Origin of the sequence: Nonomuraea sp. NPDC050153, from assembly GCF_044460125.1 — a bacterium.
Classification (GTDB): Bacteria; Actinomycetota; Actinomycetes; order Streptosporangiales; family Streptosporangiaceae; genus Nonomuraea.
Map to the genome: position 1 here is coordinate 50,950 of NZ_JBITJQ010000051.1, position 15,050 is coordinate 65,999.

The 15,050-nt window shown below is 72.8% G+C and carries 14 protein-coding genes; 5 read left to right on the forward strand and 9 right to left on the reverse strand.

All coding sequences use genetic code 11. The features are described from left to right. Positions 1-36 precede the first annotated feature (36 nt). Positions 37-1,053: a sigma-70 family RNA polymerase sigma factor gene (locus ACIBQ1_RS57775; RefSeq protein WP_397291788.1), complete on the reverse strand. Its 1,017-nt coding sequence runs from the start codon at positions 1,051-1,053 to the stop codon at positions 37-39. Positions 1,054-1,124: 71 nt separating this feature from the next. On the opposite strand from ACIBQ1_RS57775, the gene ACIBQ1_RS57780 reads away from it, so the two are divergent. After that, the gene (locus ACIBQ1_RS57780; RefSeq protein ID WP_397291790.1) at positions 1,125-1,946 is read left to right on the forward strand and encodes a PP2C family protein-serine/threonine phosphatase; all 822 of its coding nucleotides are present in this window, start codon (positions 1,125-1,127) and stop codon (positions 1,944-1,946) included. Positions 1,947-2,030: 84 nt separating this feature from the next. Here the strand turns inward: ACIBQ1_RS57780 and ACIBQ1_RS57785 are convergent, their stop codons facing one another. From ACIBQ1_RS57785 to ACIBQ1_RS57795, 3 genes are all read right to left on the reverse strand, one after another. Beyond that, positions 2,031-2,633, reverse strand: a complete 603-nt coding sequence (locus tag ACIBQ1_RS57785; RefSeq protein ID WP_397291791.1) for a TetR/AcrR family transcriptional regulator — start codon at positions 2,631-2,633, stop codon at positions 2,031-2,033. A 167-nt stretch (positions 2,634-2,800) separates the two neighbouring features. Beyond that, positions 2,801-4,366: an MFS transporter gene (locus ACIBQ1_RS57790; protein WP_397291793.1), complete on the reverse strand. Its 1,566-nt coding sequence runs from the start codon at positions 4,364-4,366 to the stop codon at positions 2,801-2,803. 174 nt (positions 4,367-4,540) lie between these two features. After that, a complete protein-coding gene (locus tag ACIBQ1_RS57795) occupies positions 4,541-5,785 on the reverse strand; it encodes an MFS transporter (RefSeq protein WP_397291794.1) in 1,245 nt (414 codons plus the stop codon). A gap of 146 nt (positions 5,786-5,931) precedes the next feature. Here ACIBQ1_RS57795 and panB point away from each other — a divergent pair, with 146 nt between their 5' ends. Next, entirely contained in the window at positions 5,932-6,762 is an 831-nt protein-coding gene (gene panB / locus ACIBQ1_RS57800; RefSeq protein ID WP_397291795.1) for a 3-methyl-2-oxobutanoate hydroxymethyltransferase, read from the forward strand. A gap of 93 nt (positions 6,763-6,855) precedes the next feature. Here the strand turns inward: panB and ACIBQ1_RS57805 are convergent, their stop codons facing one another. Both ACIBQ1_RS57805 and ACIBQ1_RS57810 read right to left on the reverse strand, forming a co-directional pair. Next, a complete protein-coding gene (locus ACIBQ1_RS57805; protein WP_397291796.1) occupies positions 6,856-7,821 on the reverse strand; it encodes a serine/threonine dehydratase in 966 nt (321 codons plus the stop codon). Positions 7,822-7,829: 8 nt separating this feature from the next. Further along, positions 7,830-9,017, reverse strand: coding sequence for a trans-sulfuration enzyme family protein (locus ACIBQ1_RS57810; RefSeq protein ID WP_397291797.1), 1,188 nt, complete (start codon positions 9,015-9,017; stop codon positions 7,830-7,832). A gap of 59 nt (positions 9,018-9,076) precedes the next feature. Here ACIBQ1_RS57810 and ACIBQ1_RS57815 point away from each other — a divergent pair, with 59 nt between their 5' ends. Further along, the gene (locus ACIBQ1_RS57815; protein ID WP_397291798.1) at positions 9,077-10,501 is read left to right on the forward strand and encodes a PLP-dependent aminotransferase family protein; all 1,425 of its coding nucleotides are present in this window, start codon (positions 9,077-9,079) and stop codon (positions 10,499-10,501) included. Between the two features lie 12 nt (positions 10,502-10,513). Continuing rightward, complete coding sequence (locus ACIBQ1_RS57820; RefSeq protein WP_397291800.1) at positions 10,514-11,200, forward strand: alpha/beta hydrolase; 687 nt, start codon at positions 10,514-10,516, stop codon at positions 11,198-11,200. 141 nt (positions 11,201-11,341) lie between these two features. Here ACIBQ1_RS57820 and npdG read toward each other — a convergent pair whose 3' ends face one another. Together npdG and ACIBQ1_RS57830 are read right to left on the reverse strand one after the other, a co-directional pair. After that, entirely contained in the window at positions 11,342-11,995 is a 654-nt protein-coding gene (npdG, locus tag ACIBQ1_RS57825) for an NADPH-dependent F420 reductase (protein WP_397291801.1), read from the reverse strand. 83 nt (positions 11,996-12,078) lie between these two features. Next, complete coding sequence (locus ACIBQ1_RS57830; RefSeq protein WP_397291802.1) at positions 12,079-13,221, reverse strand: lipase family protein; 1,143 nt, start codon at positions 13,219-13,221, stop codon at positions 12,079-12,081. Between the two features lie 172 nt (positions 13,222-13,393). Between ACIBQ1_RS57830 and ACIBQ1_RS57835 the strand changes: the two genes are divergently transcribed. After that, positions 13,394-13,972, forward strand: coding sequence for a hypothetical protein (locus ACIBQ1_RS57835; RefSeq protein ID WP_397291803.1), 579 nt, complete (start codon positions 13,394-13,396; stop codon positions 13,970-13,972). Here ACIBQ1_RS57835 and ACIBQ1_RS57840 read toward each other — a convergent pair. After that, positions 13,969-14,961 carry a LysR family transcriptional regulator gene (locus tag ACIBQ1_RS57840; RefSeq protein ID WP_397291805.1) on the reverse strand — a complete coding sequence of 331 codons (993 nt, stop codon included), beginning with the start codon at positions 14,959-14,961 and terminating at the stop codon, positions 13,969-13,971. The two genes, ACIBQ1_RS57835 and ACIBQ1_RS57840, sit on opposite strands and share 4 nt — an antisense overlap. Positions 14,962-15,050: the final 89 nt, after the last annotated feature.

Below are 15,050 nucleotides of genomic sequence, written 5' to 3' on the forward strand. Positions count from 1 at the left end.
TCGTTCCGGACGTACAACCCGGGCGGATCCCGAAACTCATCGCGCCTCCGCAGGAAGCCCGAAATCGGCGAACCCGGCCTCCAGGAACGCCACGACCTCCGCCACCCGCCCACCCCGCACCACCAGCAGGTCCAGCCCCGCCGGCAGGTAGGCCGCCCGCTGGTCGTCCCACATGTACGTGCCGAACGCCAGCTGCCCGTTGGCCCGCGCGGGCAGGAACCGCCAGCGATGCCTGAGCGGCCCGCCGAGCAGGAACTCCCGGATCCCGTCGTGTCCCTCGAACCAGACTGCCAGCGGCGGCATCGAGTACTTCGCGTCCTCGGCCAGCATGGCCACGATGGCGTCCACGTCACCGGCCTCCCAGGCGGCCGCGTACCGGCGGGCCAGCTCCCGGCCCCCCGCCTCGCCCAGCTCGTCGAGGGTCTGCCGCTGGGTGCTCGGGGGGAGCAGTTCGGCGAGGTTCCTCCTGGCCCGCTGGAGGGCGCTGTTGACCGCCGCGACCGTGGTGTCCAGCAGGTCGGCGACCTCGCGGGCGGCATACCCGAGGACGTCGCGCAGCAGCAGCACGGCCCGCTGCACGGCCGACAGGTGCTGCAGCGCCGCCACGAACGCCAGCTCCACGCTCTCCCGCGCCACCACCCGCGCCTCGGGCCCCAGCTCCGCCGTCCACGCCATCAGACTGTCCGGGTACGGCTCCAGCCAGGCCACCTCGCCACCGGCCGGGTCGAGGTCGGCGGGCAGCTCGCGGCGGCCCCGGCGTTCGATGAGCGTCAGCGACCTGTTCGTCGCGATCTTGTACAGCCACGGTCTGATCGACCCGCGGTCCTCGAACCGCGCCAGGCTCCGCCACGCCCGGTCCAGCGTGTCCTGCACGGCGTCCTCGGCGTCGTGGACGGACCCCAGCATCCGGTAGCAGTGGGCCCGCAGCTCGTCCCGCAACGGCCCGACCAGCCGCCCGAACGCCACGTCGTCCCCGCCCCGCGCCGCGGCCAGCAGCTCCGCCGCCGTAGCCCCGTCCGCCGTCACCCCGTCCGCCGTCACCCCGTCCGCCATCGCCTGTCCCCCTCCCGGTGCGCCCAAACTACAGCGCCGGGATCGCCGCGCTCTGCCACCATTGGGGAGAGATGACGACTCAGACTCACTGCGCCCTCTGCGGCGGCGGCGCCGTGGCCCCGGACGGCCATTGCTGGGACTGCGGCCAGGCCCAACCGGCCTTCCGCTCGCACCTGGAGATCACGACAGCCGGCGGGGCCGGGGTCAGCGACCGCGGGCTGCGGCGCGGTGTCAACGCCGACGCGATGGCGCTGGCCGGGGACGGCACGTGGACGATCGGCGTGGTGTGCGATGGCGTGTCCATGTCGCCCCGCTCCGAGCGCGCCGCCCGGATCGCGGCCGACACGGGCGCGTCCACCCTGGCGGCACGGCTACGGGCGGGCGCGCTGCCGGAGACGGCGCTCGCCGACGCCGCGATCCGCGCGGGCCGGGCGGTCGCCGCCCTGGCCGAGTCGGCCCAGGCCGCGCCGGCCTGCACGTACGTCGCGGGCGTCGCCGGCCAGGGCGGGATCTGGGCCTGCTGGATCGGCGACAGCCGCGCGTACTGGCTGCCGGACGAGGGGGCCGGGATGGCGCTGACCGAGGACGACACGGGTGCCCACGAAGCGCTCTCCGCCTGGCTGGGCGCCGACGCCGGCGAGCCGGATCCGCGCATCCGCAGCTACCGTCCCCCGGGGCCGGGCCGCCTGCTGCTGTGCACCGACGGCTTGTGGCGGTACCTTCCCGGGCTGGACTCCCTGCGGTCACAGGGCGACCTGCTGGCGGACGCACGGGGGTTGATCGGGCTCGCGTTGGACGCGGGAGGCCACGACAACATCACCGCGGTGCTCATCGGGCGAGTCAATGCCGCCCGAGATCCACATTCGCACAACGCACGACCGACCAGAGGCTGAACCTCGCCGCCCCGGCAAGGCCCGGCGGAGGCGGCCGAAAACACGCCTCCGCCGGGAGTCGTCAGCCCCGAGGACCGGTGGCCGTCAGGGGGCCATTCCTTCCAGAACGACGTCCACGACGCGTTCGGCGAGGTCCGGGTCGAGGTCACCGGCCGGAGCCCATTTGGTGTGCCAGAGCATGGTGCCGCTGAGGAGGGCCATGCCCATGGAGACGTCCAGGTCGGAGCGGAGCTCGCCGGTGGCGATGCCGCGCTCGATCACGGCGCGCAGCGCCTGCCGCCGAGGCTCGATGGCCCGCTTGACGAACCGGTCCATCAGCTGCGGGTGCCGATCGGCCTCGTTCATCGCGATGTTCATCACGCAGCGGTTGCGGGCCACGCCCGACTCCCTGCGCATCGCGTCGAGCAGGGCGATCAGGTCGTCGCGCACGGACGTGCCCGTGAGCGCGGGCACCGGGGCCTTGAGCGTGGCGAGGGCGTCGACGACCAGGTCCTCCTTGTTGGACCAGCGCCGGTAGATCGTCGTCTTGCCGACGCCCGCCCTCGACGCGATGGCCTCGATGGACAGCTCGGAGACTCCCATGCCCTCGCCGATCAGATCGAGGGTGGCCTCGATGATCGCCTTTTCGGCCTTTTCGCTGCGCGGGCGCCCTGCCGGACGGGCGGTCCCTGATTCCTGGATCGTCATCGCTGCCTCACCGTACAACTACATGCTTCGTTCCCGTGAGAGGGGGAGGAAACGCGGAACGGCTGAGCAGGTCGCCCGGGCCGGTGCGCCGCGAACCTCAACCTCTCCTCCTCTCCGCTCGAGATCGTTCGGGATCCCCCGCCTACCGTTCCAGACGGGGGAGGTTGTCAAACCACAGCCGGCTCTTTCTGCTCCGCCTGCGTGACCGGGCGTGCCTTGCCCGGCATCCACTTCGCCACCACGGCGACGCCGACCAGCGCGATCAGCGCCGACACCAGGGCCGTGACGTGCATCCCGTCGACGAACGCGGCGAACGCGGGCTTGATCAGCGCCTGGCCCCTCTCACCGAGCTCCTGGGCGACGCCCATCGTCTGGACGATCGACTCGCCCGCGGTGTGCTGGACGTCGGCGGGCAGTCCGGCCAGCGAGGGCGTGATCTCGCCGCGGTAGTTGGACGACAGCACCGAGCCGAGCACGGCCACGCCCAGCGCGCCGGCGACCTGGCGGACGGTGTTGCTCATGGCCGAGCCGACACCGGCCTTCTCCCTGGGCAGCGACTCCATGATGGCGGTGGTCGCGGGCGGCATGATGTTGGCCATCGCGGCGCCCTGGACGAAGAAGATGACCTCGATCAGCACGATCGGCGTGTCCTGGTCCATGAGCGCGTAGCTGGCCAGGGCCCCCGTCACCACGATCATGCTCACGGTGGCCGACAGCTTGGCGCCGAACCGCTCGTTCACCCGCTGGCTGAGCGGCGCGAAGATGAGCTGCGCGGCGGCGAACGGGATCATCAGCGCCCCCGCCTGCACCGGCGAGAAGCCCAGCACCGTCTGCAGGTAGAAGGTCAGGAAGAACATCCCGCCCATCATCGCGAAGAAGACGATGCCCATCATGCCGATGGCCGAGCTGAAGCGGACGTTGCCGAAGTTGCGGACGTCGAAGATGGGGTGGTCGATGCGCCGCTCCCACCAGACGAACGCGCCCAGCACCACCAGCCCGAGCAGCGTCGGCACCAGGACCTCCGCGCTGAACACGGTGCCGAGGCCGCCGCCGCGGATGATGCCGTACACCACGGCCACCAACCCGATGATCGACAGCAGCACACCGACCGGGTCCAGCTTGGACGGCTTCGGGTCACGCGACTCCGGCACGAAGGTCGCGATGAGGATCATGGCGACGATCACGATCGGCACGTTGATCAGGAAGACCGAACCCCACCAGAAGTGCTGGATCAGCAGGCCGCCCGTGATGGGCCCGATCGCCACGGCGAGCCCCACGCCGCCGGCCCACACGCCGATCGCCTTGCCCCGCTCACCGGGCGGGAAGACGTTGGAGATGATCGCCAGGGTCGCCGGCATGATCGCCGCCCCGCCGATGCCCATCGCCGCCCTCGCCAGGATCAACTGCATCGGATCCTGCGAGTAGGCGCTGGCGAGCGAGGCCAGCCCGAACAACGCCATGCCGATGAACAACATCCGCTTGCGTCCCGTTCGGTCACCGATCACCCCGAACGTGAACAGCAACCCGGCGAACACCAGCGTGTAGGAGTTGATCGCCCACTCCAGCTCGCTCTGCGTCGCCCCCAAACCGACCGTCTTGTCGGCGATGGTCTTCATCGCCACGTTGAGGATGGTGTTGTCCAGCACGACGGCCAGCAGGCTGAACACCAGGACGCCGAGGATCCCCCACCGGCGTGGATGGCCCGCGTGCGGGTCCACGACTACCTCTTTCATGGAGAGCCCCCCAATTTCGATACGTGCGAGTTTCGCAACGACACCGTATCGCAAGATATTCCGATACGCAACGGTCCCGTTTCGTAAACCCTGGGTTAACTCCGCCCAACGCCCCCGCACGGCCACCGTGACCGGCCTCCCCCACCAGAGCGAGCCGGAGGACCGGTCACCGGGTCAAGGGGCCTCGACCGGTGCCGGGGGAGGCTCGGCGAGTGCCGGGGCGGCCGTGGCCGAAGGGGCGGTCGAGGGAAGGGCCTCGGCGGGGCGGCGGGGCCAGAAGGGAGCGGCGGCGAGCACCATGGCCACTCCCACCACCCCCGCCAGCACGAACGCCCAGGCCGGCCCGCTTCCGTCGATCACGGCCCCCGCGATGGGGGCCGAGCTCGCGCCGCCGATCAGCAGGGCCGTGCCGTGGAAGCCCATCGCCTCGCCCCGCGCGGCGGAAGGCACCCACCGGGACAGCACGTCGACCGTGGCCGACAGCGCCGGCGCGCAGAGGAGGCCCGCCGGGATGAGCATCACGACCAGCCACTGCCACCCGCTCACCAGGCTCACGGGGATCGTGAGCAGGCCCATGGAGGCGATGAGCACCAAGGGCGAGAAGCCGCGCGACAGCCCGCCGTACACGAAGCCGCCGATGAGGGAGTAGACGCACCAGATGGCGACGGCGAGGCCGACCCACTGGGTCTGGCCGGCGTTGTTCATGGTCGCGACCAGGGACAGCTCCGTGGCCGTGAGCACGAACGTGGCCGCCGCCGCCGTCCCGAGCAGCGCCACGAACCCGGGCGTCAGCCACTGCCGCCTGGGCACCTTGATCGACTGGGCCTCCAGCTCGTCGGGCGAGCGGGTGGGCGGGTTGAGCACGATCAGGGCCAGGCCCGCGACCGCCGTGCCGACGCAGATGACCGTCATCGTCACGCGGCTGCCCAGCGTCGTCAGGCCCGCCACCGCGAGCGCGGGACCGGCCATGTACGACAGCTCGACCACCATCGAGTCGAGCGCGAACGCACTGCGCCGCTGGGGCACCGGCACCAGGGCGGCCAGGCACTGCCTGGTCACGCTGAACACCGGCAACGCCAGCAGCCCCGCCACGGTCGCCGTCCCGACCAGGACCGGGAACGGCAGCGCCCACGCGCACGCCCAGAACACCGCCTGCGCCACGGTCGTGACGATGAGCACGGGACGCAAACCGTGCCGGTCGACGAACCTCCCCGACAACGGCGAGCCGATCGCCATGCCGATGGTGTTGGCCATGGTGACCAGCCCGGCCTTGCCGTATCCCAGGTCGAGCGCCACTGCGACGTGCAGGGTGAGCGTCATGCCCATGGCCGTGGACGGAATCCGCGCCAGCAGCCCCACCAGCAGCAACGTGGGGACGCCCGGGATCTTGAGCAGTCGTCGGTAAGGGGCGAGAGCCATGTCGTTATCAACCTCCCCGCCGATTCTGGCAAGAGGCACCGACAGTTTCGCCACAGGATTTCCGGCCGTGACGGCCCGTGACATCATCGGAAGGAGTCCGGGGACGCCACTGGGGCGCCTCGAGACGTTTTCTGGAGGGTTCACACATGTCCTCTTCAACCACGCTGTACGGGGGCGTCGCCGGGCGCCGGGTCACCGTTCGCGACCTCAGCGCCGCCAAGGAGCGCGGAGAGCGGTGGCCCATGGTCACCGCCTACGACGCGATGACGGCCAGGGTCTTCGACGGCGCGGGCATCCCCGTCCTGCTGGTGGGCGACTCGGCGGCCATGGTCGTCTACGGGTACGACTCCACGATCCCCGTCACGGTCGACGATCTCCTGCCCCTGACGGCGGCCGTCGTGCGCGGCTCGTCCCGGGCGCTGGTGGTCGCGGATCTGCCGTTCGGGTCGTACCAGGCCTCCCCCCAGCAGGCGCTGGAATCGGCCGCTCGCTTCATGAAGGAGGCCGGCGCGCACGCCGTCAAGCTGGAGGGCGGCCGCCGCGTCGTGCCGCAGGTGGAGGCGCTGGTCTCGGCCGGGGTCCCGGTCATGGCGCACCTCGGGCTGACCCCGCAGTCCGTGAACGTCCTGGGCGGCTACCGCGTCCAGGGGCGCGGCCAGTCGGGCGACGAGCTCATGGCGGACGCCAAGGACCTGGAGCGGGCGGGGGCGTTCTCGGTGGTGCTCGAGTGCGTGCCGGCGGACCTGGCGGAGCGGGTGACGGCGTCGCTGACGATCCCGACCATCGGCATCGGCGCGGGCGCCGGGACGGACGCGCAGGTTCTGGTGTGGCAGGACCTGATGGGGCTCACGCCGCGTCCCCCCCGGTTCGTCAAGCGCTACGCGGACCTGGCCGCCGAGATGGACCGCGCGGTCCGCGCCTTCGCCGACGACGTGACGACGGGCGCCTTCCCGGCCGCTGAGCACACCTACAACTGACGGCGACCGGCGATCCGGCCCCCGCGCCGGTACGGCCACCTCACGGTCGGACCAGGCGCTCGGGGCCGGGGCGTCCGGGGCGGCGGGCGCGGGTCAGGGGGTGGTGAGGGTGCCGGGGTCGGTGTTGGAGCCGCACAGCACCACGGCCACCCGCTCCCCAGGAGCCGGCGTGTACGCGCCGGCCAGCAGGGCCGCGTACGCCGTCGCGCCCGCGGGCTCGGCCGCCACCCGGTGCCGCGCCCAGAGGGTACGCCGGGCCTCCACGATCGCCTCGTCGCTCACCAGCACGCTCTCCACCCGAGGCGAGGAGAGGATCTCGAACGCGATAGCGCCGATCTTGGTGGCGCCCAGCGCGTCGGCGGCCACCCCGCTCACCTCGACGGGCACCGGATGACCCGCCTTCAGCGCCTCGCGCAGGGTCGGGATCCGCTCGGGCTCGACCGCGACGATCCGCGGCCCGGCCCCACCCCCGGACGCCCTTCCGGGCCCGGCCCCGGGTGCGGTCCCGGGGGTGGCCGAGGTGCCCAGCGTGACGCCGGCGGCGAAGCCGCCCCCGCCGACGGCGACCACCACCGTGTCCACGCCACCCGTCTGCTCGACGATCTCCAGCCCGGTGGTCCCCTGCCCCGCCACCACCTCGGCCTGGTCGTAGGCGTGCACCGGCAACGCCCCCGTCTCCGCGGCGCGCTTGGCGGCGGCCTCGGCGGCGGCGGAGTAGATGGCCCCGGTCTGCGTGACGTGAGCCCCCAGCGCCGCGAGCCCGGCGACCTTCACCGGGCTCGTCACCTCGGGCACGAAGATCTCCGCCCGCACCCCCAGCTCCCGCGCCGCGTAGGCGACGGCCAGCCCGTGGTTGCCGCCGCTGGCGGCGATCACCCCGCTGGGCGGCAGCTCCCCCGCCGACAACATCCGGTTGAAGGCCCCGCGGACCTTGAACGACCCCGAGTGCTGCAGCAGCTCCAGCTTGAAGAAGACCCCGGGCGAGACCTCCAGCACCGGCGTGCGCAGCACGAGCCCGTCGATACGACTGGCCGCGGCCAGCACATCCGAGTAATCCACACCGGCCACTATGCCAGCGCCTGCGACACGTCGGCCCACAGGTCCTCGGGGTGCTCGATGCCCACGGCGATGCGTACGGTGCCCTCGCCGATCCCGTTCCTGGCCAGCTCCTCGGCGTTGAGCGAGCGGTGGGACGTCGTGGCCGGGTGCAGCACGAGCGTCTCCACGCCGCCCAGCGAGGGGGCCAGGAGCATGAGACGTACGGAGCTCATGAACCTCTCCCCCGCCGACCGCCCGCCGGCGAGGTCGAACGAGAGCACCCCGCCGAAGTCGGACAGCAGCTTCCCGGCCAGCTCGTGGGAGGGGTGCGTGGCCAGCCCCGGCCAGTGCACGGCGGTGACGGCGGGGTGGGAGGCCAGGCGGGTGGCGAGGAGGCGGGCGTTGGAGCAGTGGCGTTCCATGCGCAGCGCGAGCGTCTGCAGCCCGCGCAGCGACAGCCAGGCCGCGAAGGGGTCCGCGGAGGCGCCGAGCTCGATCGCGAAGTGCCACACCTTCTCGTAGAGGTCGGCGGAGGCGAAGACGGCGAGCCCGCCCACCACGTCGGTGTGGCCGGACAGGTATTTGGTGGTGGAGTGTACGACGATGTCCGCCCCGTGCTCGATGGGCCGGCAGAGCAGGGCCGTGGCGAACGTGTTGTCCACCACGGTCAGGATCCCCAGCTCGCGGGCCGCCGCGCACATCCCGGGCAGGTCGGCGACCAGCGTCATCGGGTTGCTGATCGTCTCCAGGTAGACGAGCCTGGTCTCGGGGCGGACGGCGGATCGCAGGGCCGCGGGGTCGTTCTCGGGCACGTACGTCACCGTGATCCCGAACCTGCCCACCAGGTCGTTGATCATGGCAGCGGTCCCGCCGTACAGGGCCTTCTGCGCGATGAGGTGGTCGCCGGGCTTGAGCAGGCCGAGCAGGACGGTGTTGATCGCGCCCATGCCCGAGCCCGTGGCGATGGCCCCCACCCCGCCCTCCAGCCCGGAGACGGCCTGCTCCAGGGAGCGGACGGTGGGGTTGGTGTAACGCCCGTACACGAACGGCCCGTCGGCCCGGCCCATCGCGTCGGCCATCACGGCGGGGTCGTCGAAGATGAATCCGGAGGTCTGGTAGATCGGCACCGTGATCGGCCGGCTGCCCTCGACGACGGGCTGCGGCAGGTGGACGGCGCGCGTCTCTGGACGAAGCTCAGGGGGACGAGATTCGGTCATACGTCAAGGATCTCCCGCGAAACGGTCCGACGTCAGAGCCAATACGGCAGAATTGGTCCATGAATGGGGCCAATCTCGCCGACGGCGACCTCGTCGATCTCCTGGGCCGCTGGGCGTCGGGCCGCGGCCCGCTCTACCTGCTGCTCGCGGCCCGGCTGCGGGCGCTCATCGACGACGGCGTGCTGCCGCCCGGCCAGGCGCTCCCGCCGGACCGGGCGCTGGCCAGACGGCTCGCGGTGGGCCGGGGCACCGTGGTGGCCGCGTACGACCTGCTGCAGCAGGAGGGCCGCGTGGTGCGCCGCCAGGGCAGCGGCACCCGGGTGGCCGCGCTCGACCTGCCCGCGACGCGGACCGCCGACGGCGTGGCGGCCAACCCGCTGCTGCTGCACATCCTGCACCCGCCGGACGGCGTGCAGCTCCTGACGTGCGCCGCGCCGCACGACATGCCGGCCGCGATGTTCGAGGCGTACGAGGAGGCGGGCGCGCGGCTGGCCGGCGGCCGCGAGCTGGGTTACCAGCCGGCGGGCAACCCGGCCCTGCGTGCCGCGCTGGCCGCCTACTACACCGGCCGCGGCGTGCCGACGACGGCCGAGGAGATCATCGTGACGACGGGCGCCCAGCAGGCGCTCACCCTGCTCACCGGGCTCCTGGTGGCGGCCGGCGACACCGTGCTGACCGAGACGCCGACGTACCCGGGCGCGCTGGAGGTCTTCCGGCACGCCGCCGCCGTCGTCCGCCCCGGCACGGCGGAGGACCTGCGCGAACGCCCCACGCTGGCCTACTTCGTCCCCACCAACCGCAACCCGGACGGCGCGGTCATGGCCAACCCGGCCCGCCGGCGGCTGGCCGCGCTGGCCGCCGAGCACGACGTGCCGCTGATCGACGACGAGGTGTGCGCCGAGCTCGGCTTCACGGGCGAGACGCCGCCGCCGCTGGCGTCGTTCGAGCGGGGGGAGCACCTGATCACCGTCGGGTCGCTGAGCAAGCTCGTCTGGGGCGGGCTGCGGGTCGGGTGGATCCGCGCGGCGGCGCCGCTGGTGTCGCGGCTGGCCAGGCTGCGGGCCGTGCACGACCTCGGGGGCGAGGTCTTCAGCCAGCTGGCCGCCGTGGCGCTGCTGCGCCGCCTGGAGGAGGTACGGGCGGCACGCGTGCGCACGTTGCGCCGGCGCCACGACCACCTGTGCGCCGAGCTGCGTGAACGGCTGCCGTCGTGGGAGTTCGAGCCCGCGCTCGGCGGCCAGACCATCTGGGTGCGGATCCCGCGCGGCGACGTGGACTCCTTCGCCCAGGTGACCCTCAGGCACGGGGTCGCGGTGCCGCCGGGGAGATCGTTCGACCCGCTGGGCGGGCACCCCGACCGCATGCGCCTGCACTTCCTGTTCCCCGAGGACGAGCTTTCGCGAGCGGTGAACAACCTGGCCGCGGCCTGGGCGGTCTTCGACGGCACCGATCACCCGGCCTCCCGCCACACCCTGATCGTCTGACAGTGTGGGTCTATGCAGACGACGTTCGTACTCGTGCACAGCCCTTCCGTCGGGCCGTCGACCTGGGCTCCCGTGGCCGAGTCGCTGGAACGCCGCGGACACGCGGCCGTGGTGCCCGACCTGACCGGCGTCGCGGCGGGCGGCCCGCCGTACTGGCCGCGCGTGGTCGAGGCGGTGCGCGCGGTCACGCCTGACACGCCCGTCGTTCTGGCCGGGCACAGCAACGCCGGGTTCTTCCTGCCGTTGATCAAGGAGGGGCTGGGCGAGCGGGTGGTGGCGTGCGTCTTCGCCGACGCGCACATCCCGCCGCGCGAGGGGTTGGTCAGGACCGCGGAGGAGGGCTTCCTGCCGTTCCTGCACGACCTGGCCGGGCCCGACGGCGTGCTGCCGCGCTGGACCGACTGGTGGGACGAGGAGGACGTGGTGGCCATGCTGCCCGATCCCGCCGTGCGCATCAGGGTGGCGGCCGAGCAGCCGCGGCTGCCGCTCGACTACTACACCCAGGCCGTCCCGGTGCCCGCCGGGTGGGACGACGTCAGGTGCTCGTGCCTGTGGTTCGGGCCGCCGTACGAGCGGGTCGCCGAGGAGGCCGCGCGGCGGGGCTGGCCCGTGACCCGCCTGCCCGGCCTGCACCTGCACCAGCTCGTCGACCCCGAGGGGGTCGCGGACGCGCTGCTCAAGCTCTCGCGCAAGTCTTGACCGCTCCCCGCCCGAAGGCGGGGATTCCCGGCTCACGCTGCCTGGCTGTCCGCGCGAGTCCAGCGGCCAACGGCACGCAGCGCGCCGGCCGACCCGAGGGGGTTCCCAAAGGGACCTGGCCGAAGTGCGACCGGCCCCGGGTCAGATGTCGGTGATGCGGAGCCCGGCGTGGGCCTTGTAGCGGCGGTTCACGGAGATGATGTTCGCGGTGAGCGCCTCGATCTGGTGCGAGTTGCGCAGCCGCCCCCCGTACACCCCGCGCACGCCCGGGATGACCTCGGCCAGCGCCTGCACCGTGTCGGTGGCCTCGCGGTCGTCGCCGAGCACCAGCACGTCGAGGTCCACCTTCTCCACGGCCGGGTCCATCAGCAGGACCGCCGACACGTGGTGGAACGCGGCCACCACCCGGCTCTCGGTCAGCACCGCGGCCGCCTGCTGCGCCGCGCTGCCCTCCTCCACCGGCAGCGCGTAGGCGCCCTGCTTGTCGAACCCGAGCGGGTTCACGCAGTCGACCACGATCTTCCCGGTCAGCTCGGCCCGCAGGGACTCCAGCAGCGCCTTGTGCCCCTCGTACGGCACCGCCACGATCACGATGTCGGCCTCGGCGGCGACGGCGGCGTTCGCGCCCCCGGTCGCGCCCGACCCGATGTCACCGGCCGCGTCCTGGGCGCGCTGCTCGCTGCGCGACCCGATCAGCACCCGGTGCCCCGCCAGCGCGAACCGCCGCGCCAGCCCCTTCCCCTGGTCACCGGTGCCGCCGAGGATGCCGATGGAAAGCCCGCTCACGTCTGTCATACGCCAGATCATGCCAGCTCGGCCGCGGCGCGCCCGCCAGGGGGTGGCCGGGCCCGGTCGCGCGGGCCCGGCCGCCCTATGAGCTAGCAGTTGCCGAGGGCGGGCAGCCCGAGGATCCGCAGGGCCAGCCACTCGATGGCCAGCGGCCCTCCTTCGATGGCCCCCGTGACGTGGTCCGGCGCGGGCAGCGCGGTCCACCGGACGTTCACCCCGGCCCGGCAGTACTCGGACCGCAGCGTCGAGCCCACGGAGAGCGGGATGATCTGGTCCCCCCGCGCGTGGTACAGGAACATGGGCACCCGCGGAGCCGCGGCGCCCAGACGGTTCTCCCCGAGCCGGACCAGCCACTTCGGCTGGTTGAGCAGGTCGATCGGGCTCAGGTCGGAGAAGCTCAGCCCGGCGAGCTTGCCGAGGTCGCCCACGCAGTCGTCGGCCGCGTCGGAGAGCAGGGCGCGGCCGCGGTCGTTGAGGTCCGCCCGCAGGTTCAGCTCGGGGTAGGCCGCGTCCAGCCCGACCCCGGCCGCCGCCGCCAGCCCGAAGTCGGTCCCGCCGTCCAGGTGGTCCGCGACCGCGTGCAGGTCAGCGGGCACGCCTCCGGCCGCGACGCCCTTGAGCCGCAGCTCGGGCGCGTACGAGGGCTGCAGCTGCGCCGCCCACCCGGCCGACGCGCCGCCCTGGGAGTAGCCCATGACGGCGACGGGCGCCCGGTTCGACAGCCCCGCCCCGGACACGCGGGTGGCGGCCCTGATCGAGTCGAGCACGGCGTGCCCCTGCGAGATCCCGGCCATGTACGTGTGCGGCCCGGGCGTGCCGAGCCCCTCGTAGTCGGTGATGGCCACCGCGTACCCCTTGAGCAGGAACAGGCTCACCAGCGCGAGCTCGGCCTCCTTGCCCTGGCTCATGCTGGCCGAGGGGGCGCACTGGTCGCCGAGCCCGTGGGTGCCGACGGCGTACCCGACGATGGGGCGCGCGCCGAGCGGGTAGCCGCTCTTGGGCACGAGCAGCGTCCCCGACACGGTGTTGAGCGCGCCGGTGGCGGACGTGGAGTTGTAGAGGAGGTGCCAGGCGTTGACCGGGACCTCCAGGAGTTTGCCCGGCAGGAGGTAGACGGTGGTGGGCTGGGCGGAGACCACGTCTCCCGGAGCCGCCGCGCGGGCCGGGGTCGTGATGAGGGACATGATCGATAACAGGACCAGGGACATGCTGACGCGGACACGTAAGGACATGTGCCGCCCCTCTCCGTGAGGACCACATACTTGGGACGGCGGCGCCGCGAGCCGATCGTTACCCGGGAGTAACCTCCTGTCAAGGCCCGAAATGACGGGGAAACTCGGCTGGTGTCAACACATCACTCCCGAATCAGCCACCCCGCGGGGGCACGTCAGGCACCATGGGGACATGGACTCAGGATCGGTGGCCCTGCTGCGTGAGCTCCTGGCCGAGACCGGCTGGCTCGAACGCGCCCGCGAACTGGGCGTCGCCCTGCGCGCCACCCGCTCGCCCGGCGGCCTGCTGCTGGTGGGCACTCCCGACGACGAGCCCTGGCACCTGACCGCGCACCTCGCCGACGAGGCCAGGTTCTCCGGGCTGGCGCAGCTCACGCCCACGCTGGTGCGCTGGACGCCGCCCGCCGACGCGCCCGCCCACCTGCGCGTCGGCATCGAGCGGCTGGAGCAGGCGGCCCGGGGCGAGACGCTGTTCGTGCTGGCCGAGCGGGAGGCGCCGGTGCCGCTGCTCGAACGCGTCGACGACGCCCGGCGCACGGGCGCGACCATCCTGGCCATCGGGGGCGGCGACCGGGAGCTGACCGGGCTGGCGCACGACTCGATCGAGGTGCCTCGGGACGGGCTGGTGACCTTCGACGGGGCGCAGCACCTGGTGAGCACGGCGGCCGGAGAGCCCGAGCGCCGCCCCGGCCTGCGCGAGCGCCTGGCCCGCCTGCTCGACAAGGTCAGCGGCCCCCAACTGACCGACTAGGGGCCCGACCGCCCTGGTTCGGCGGCACGTTCTGCGGCACTGGCGGGGCCGGCGGGGCTGTGCAGGCGCCCGCTCAGCGACGCCCCCAGCGCCGCCGTGGCCTCCTCGATCGCGCCGATCACCACGGCCTGCACGGGGTCGGGCTCCCCCGACCTGGTCCGGCTCACCCGCGTGACGGCGTCCAGCCTGCGCGAGCCCACCTCACGCACCTCGCTCACCCGCACCTCGCCCTCGGGCACGTCCAGCAGGGCCAGCGCGGGCACGATCGCCACCCCGTGCCCGGCGGCCACCAGCGACAGCGTGGGCCCGAACTCCGTGATGACGTGCACCTTGCGCGGCTCGATCCCGTGCAGCCCCGCCAGCCGCTCCAGAGCCTGCCCGCACGCCTGGTTCGGCTCGCTGGCCACCCACGGCAACCCCAGCAGCTCGGCGACCGAATCCGGGTCCGGCCAGCCGGGTGGCAGCACGACGCGGTATTCGTCCACGTAGAGCAGCCGCGTGCTCAGCGACGGCTGCGACAGGCCGGGCACGCCCATGTCCTGCTCGGTGATGAGCACGTCCACCGCGCCCATCCGCATTTCCTGCAGCGCGGGCTGGCCGTAGATCTCGTGGATGACCGGGGTGATCTTGGGATGGCGCACGGCCAGGTCGCGCATGGCGGGCACCAGCATGTGCCTGATGACCGTGGGGAAGGCCGCGATGCGCACCGGCCCGGCCAGGCGCTCGGTGAACCGGGTGAGCTCGCGCCTGGCCTCCAGCAGCTCCTCCTCCACGCGCTCGGCGTAACCGGCGAGCACGCGCCCGGCCGGGGTGAGGGAGACGCTGCGCTGGGAGCGGTCGATGAGGGCCAGCCCGACCTCGCGTTCGAGCTGGGCGAGCTGCTGGGAGACGGCGGAGGGGGTCAGATAGAGCGCTTCGGCGGCCCGCATCACGCCGCCGCGGCGGGCGACCTCGTGCAAGATCCGCAGCCGCCGTGGATCGATGTCCATTGGTAGTCAGGGGCGCGGTGCCGTGAAGGCCCGGTTCCCCATCCCCCTTTCAATTCCGTACGTGCGGTTTTCCCGCATACGGCTTACCG

What these genes read in the sequence shown, in the direction of transcription:
- ACIBQ1_RS57775 (WP_397291788.1), bottom strand. Translation starts at nt 1,053, where the DNA reads ATGGCGGACGGGGTGACGGCGGACGGGGTGACGGCGGACGGGGCTACG.
- ACIBQ1_RS57780 (WP_397291790.1), top strand. Translation starts at nt 1,125, where the DNA reads ATGACGACTCAGACTCACTGCGCCCTCTGCGGCGGCGGCGCCGTGGCC.
- ACIBQ1_RS57785 (WP_397291791.1), bottom strand. Translation starts at nt 2,633, where the DNA reads ATGACGATCCAGGAATCAGGGACCGCCCGTCCGGCAGGGCGCCCGCGC.
- ACIBQ1_RS57790 (WP_397291793.1), bottom strand. Translation starts at nt 4,366, where the DNA reads ATGAAAGAGGTAGTCGTGGACCCGCACGCGGGCCATCCACGCCGGTGG.
- ACIBQ1_RS57795 (WP_397291794.1), bottom strand. Translation starts at nt 5,785, where the DNA reads ATGGCTCTCGCCCCTTACCGACGACTGCTCAAGATCCCGGGCGTCCCC.
- panB (WP_397291795.1), top strand. Translation starts at nt 5,932, where the DNA reads ATGTCCTCTTCAACCACGCTGTACGGGGGCGTCGCCGGGCGCCGGGTC.
- ACIBQ1_RS57810 (WP_397291797.1), bottom strand. Translation starts at nt 9,017, where the DNA reads ATGACCGAATCTCGTCCCCCTGAGCTTCGTCCAGAGACGCGCGCCGTC.
- ACIBQ1_RS57815 (WP_397291798.1), top strand. Translation starts at nt 9,077, where the DNA reads ATGAATGGGGCCAATCTCGCCGACGGCGACCTCGTCGATCTCCTGGGC.
- ACIBQ1_RS57820 (WP_397291800.1), top strand. Translation starts at nt 10,514, where the DNA reads ATGCAGACGACGTTCGTACTCGTGCACAGCCCTTCCGTCGGGCCGTCG.
- npdG (WP_397291801.1), bottom strand. Translation starts at nt 11,995, where the DNA reads ATGACAGACGTGAGCGGGCTTTCCATCGGCATCCTCGGCGGCACCGGT.
- ACIBQ1_RS57830 (WP_397291802.1), bottom strand. Translation starts at nt 13,221, where the DNA reads ATGTCCTTACGTGTCCGCGTCAGCATGTCCCTGGTCCTGTTATCGATC.
- ACIBQ1_RS57835 (WP_397291803.1), top strand. Translation starts at nt 13,394, where the DNA reads ATGGACTCAGGATCGGTGGCCCTGCTGCGTGAGCTCCTGGCCGAGACC.
- ACIBQ1_RS57840 (WP_397291805.1), bottom strand. Translation starts at nt 14,961, where the DNA reads ATGGACATCGATCCACGGCGGCTGCGGATCTTGCACGAGGTCGCCCGC.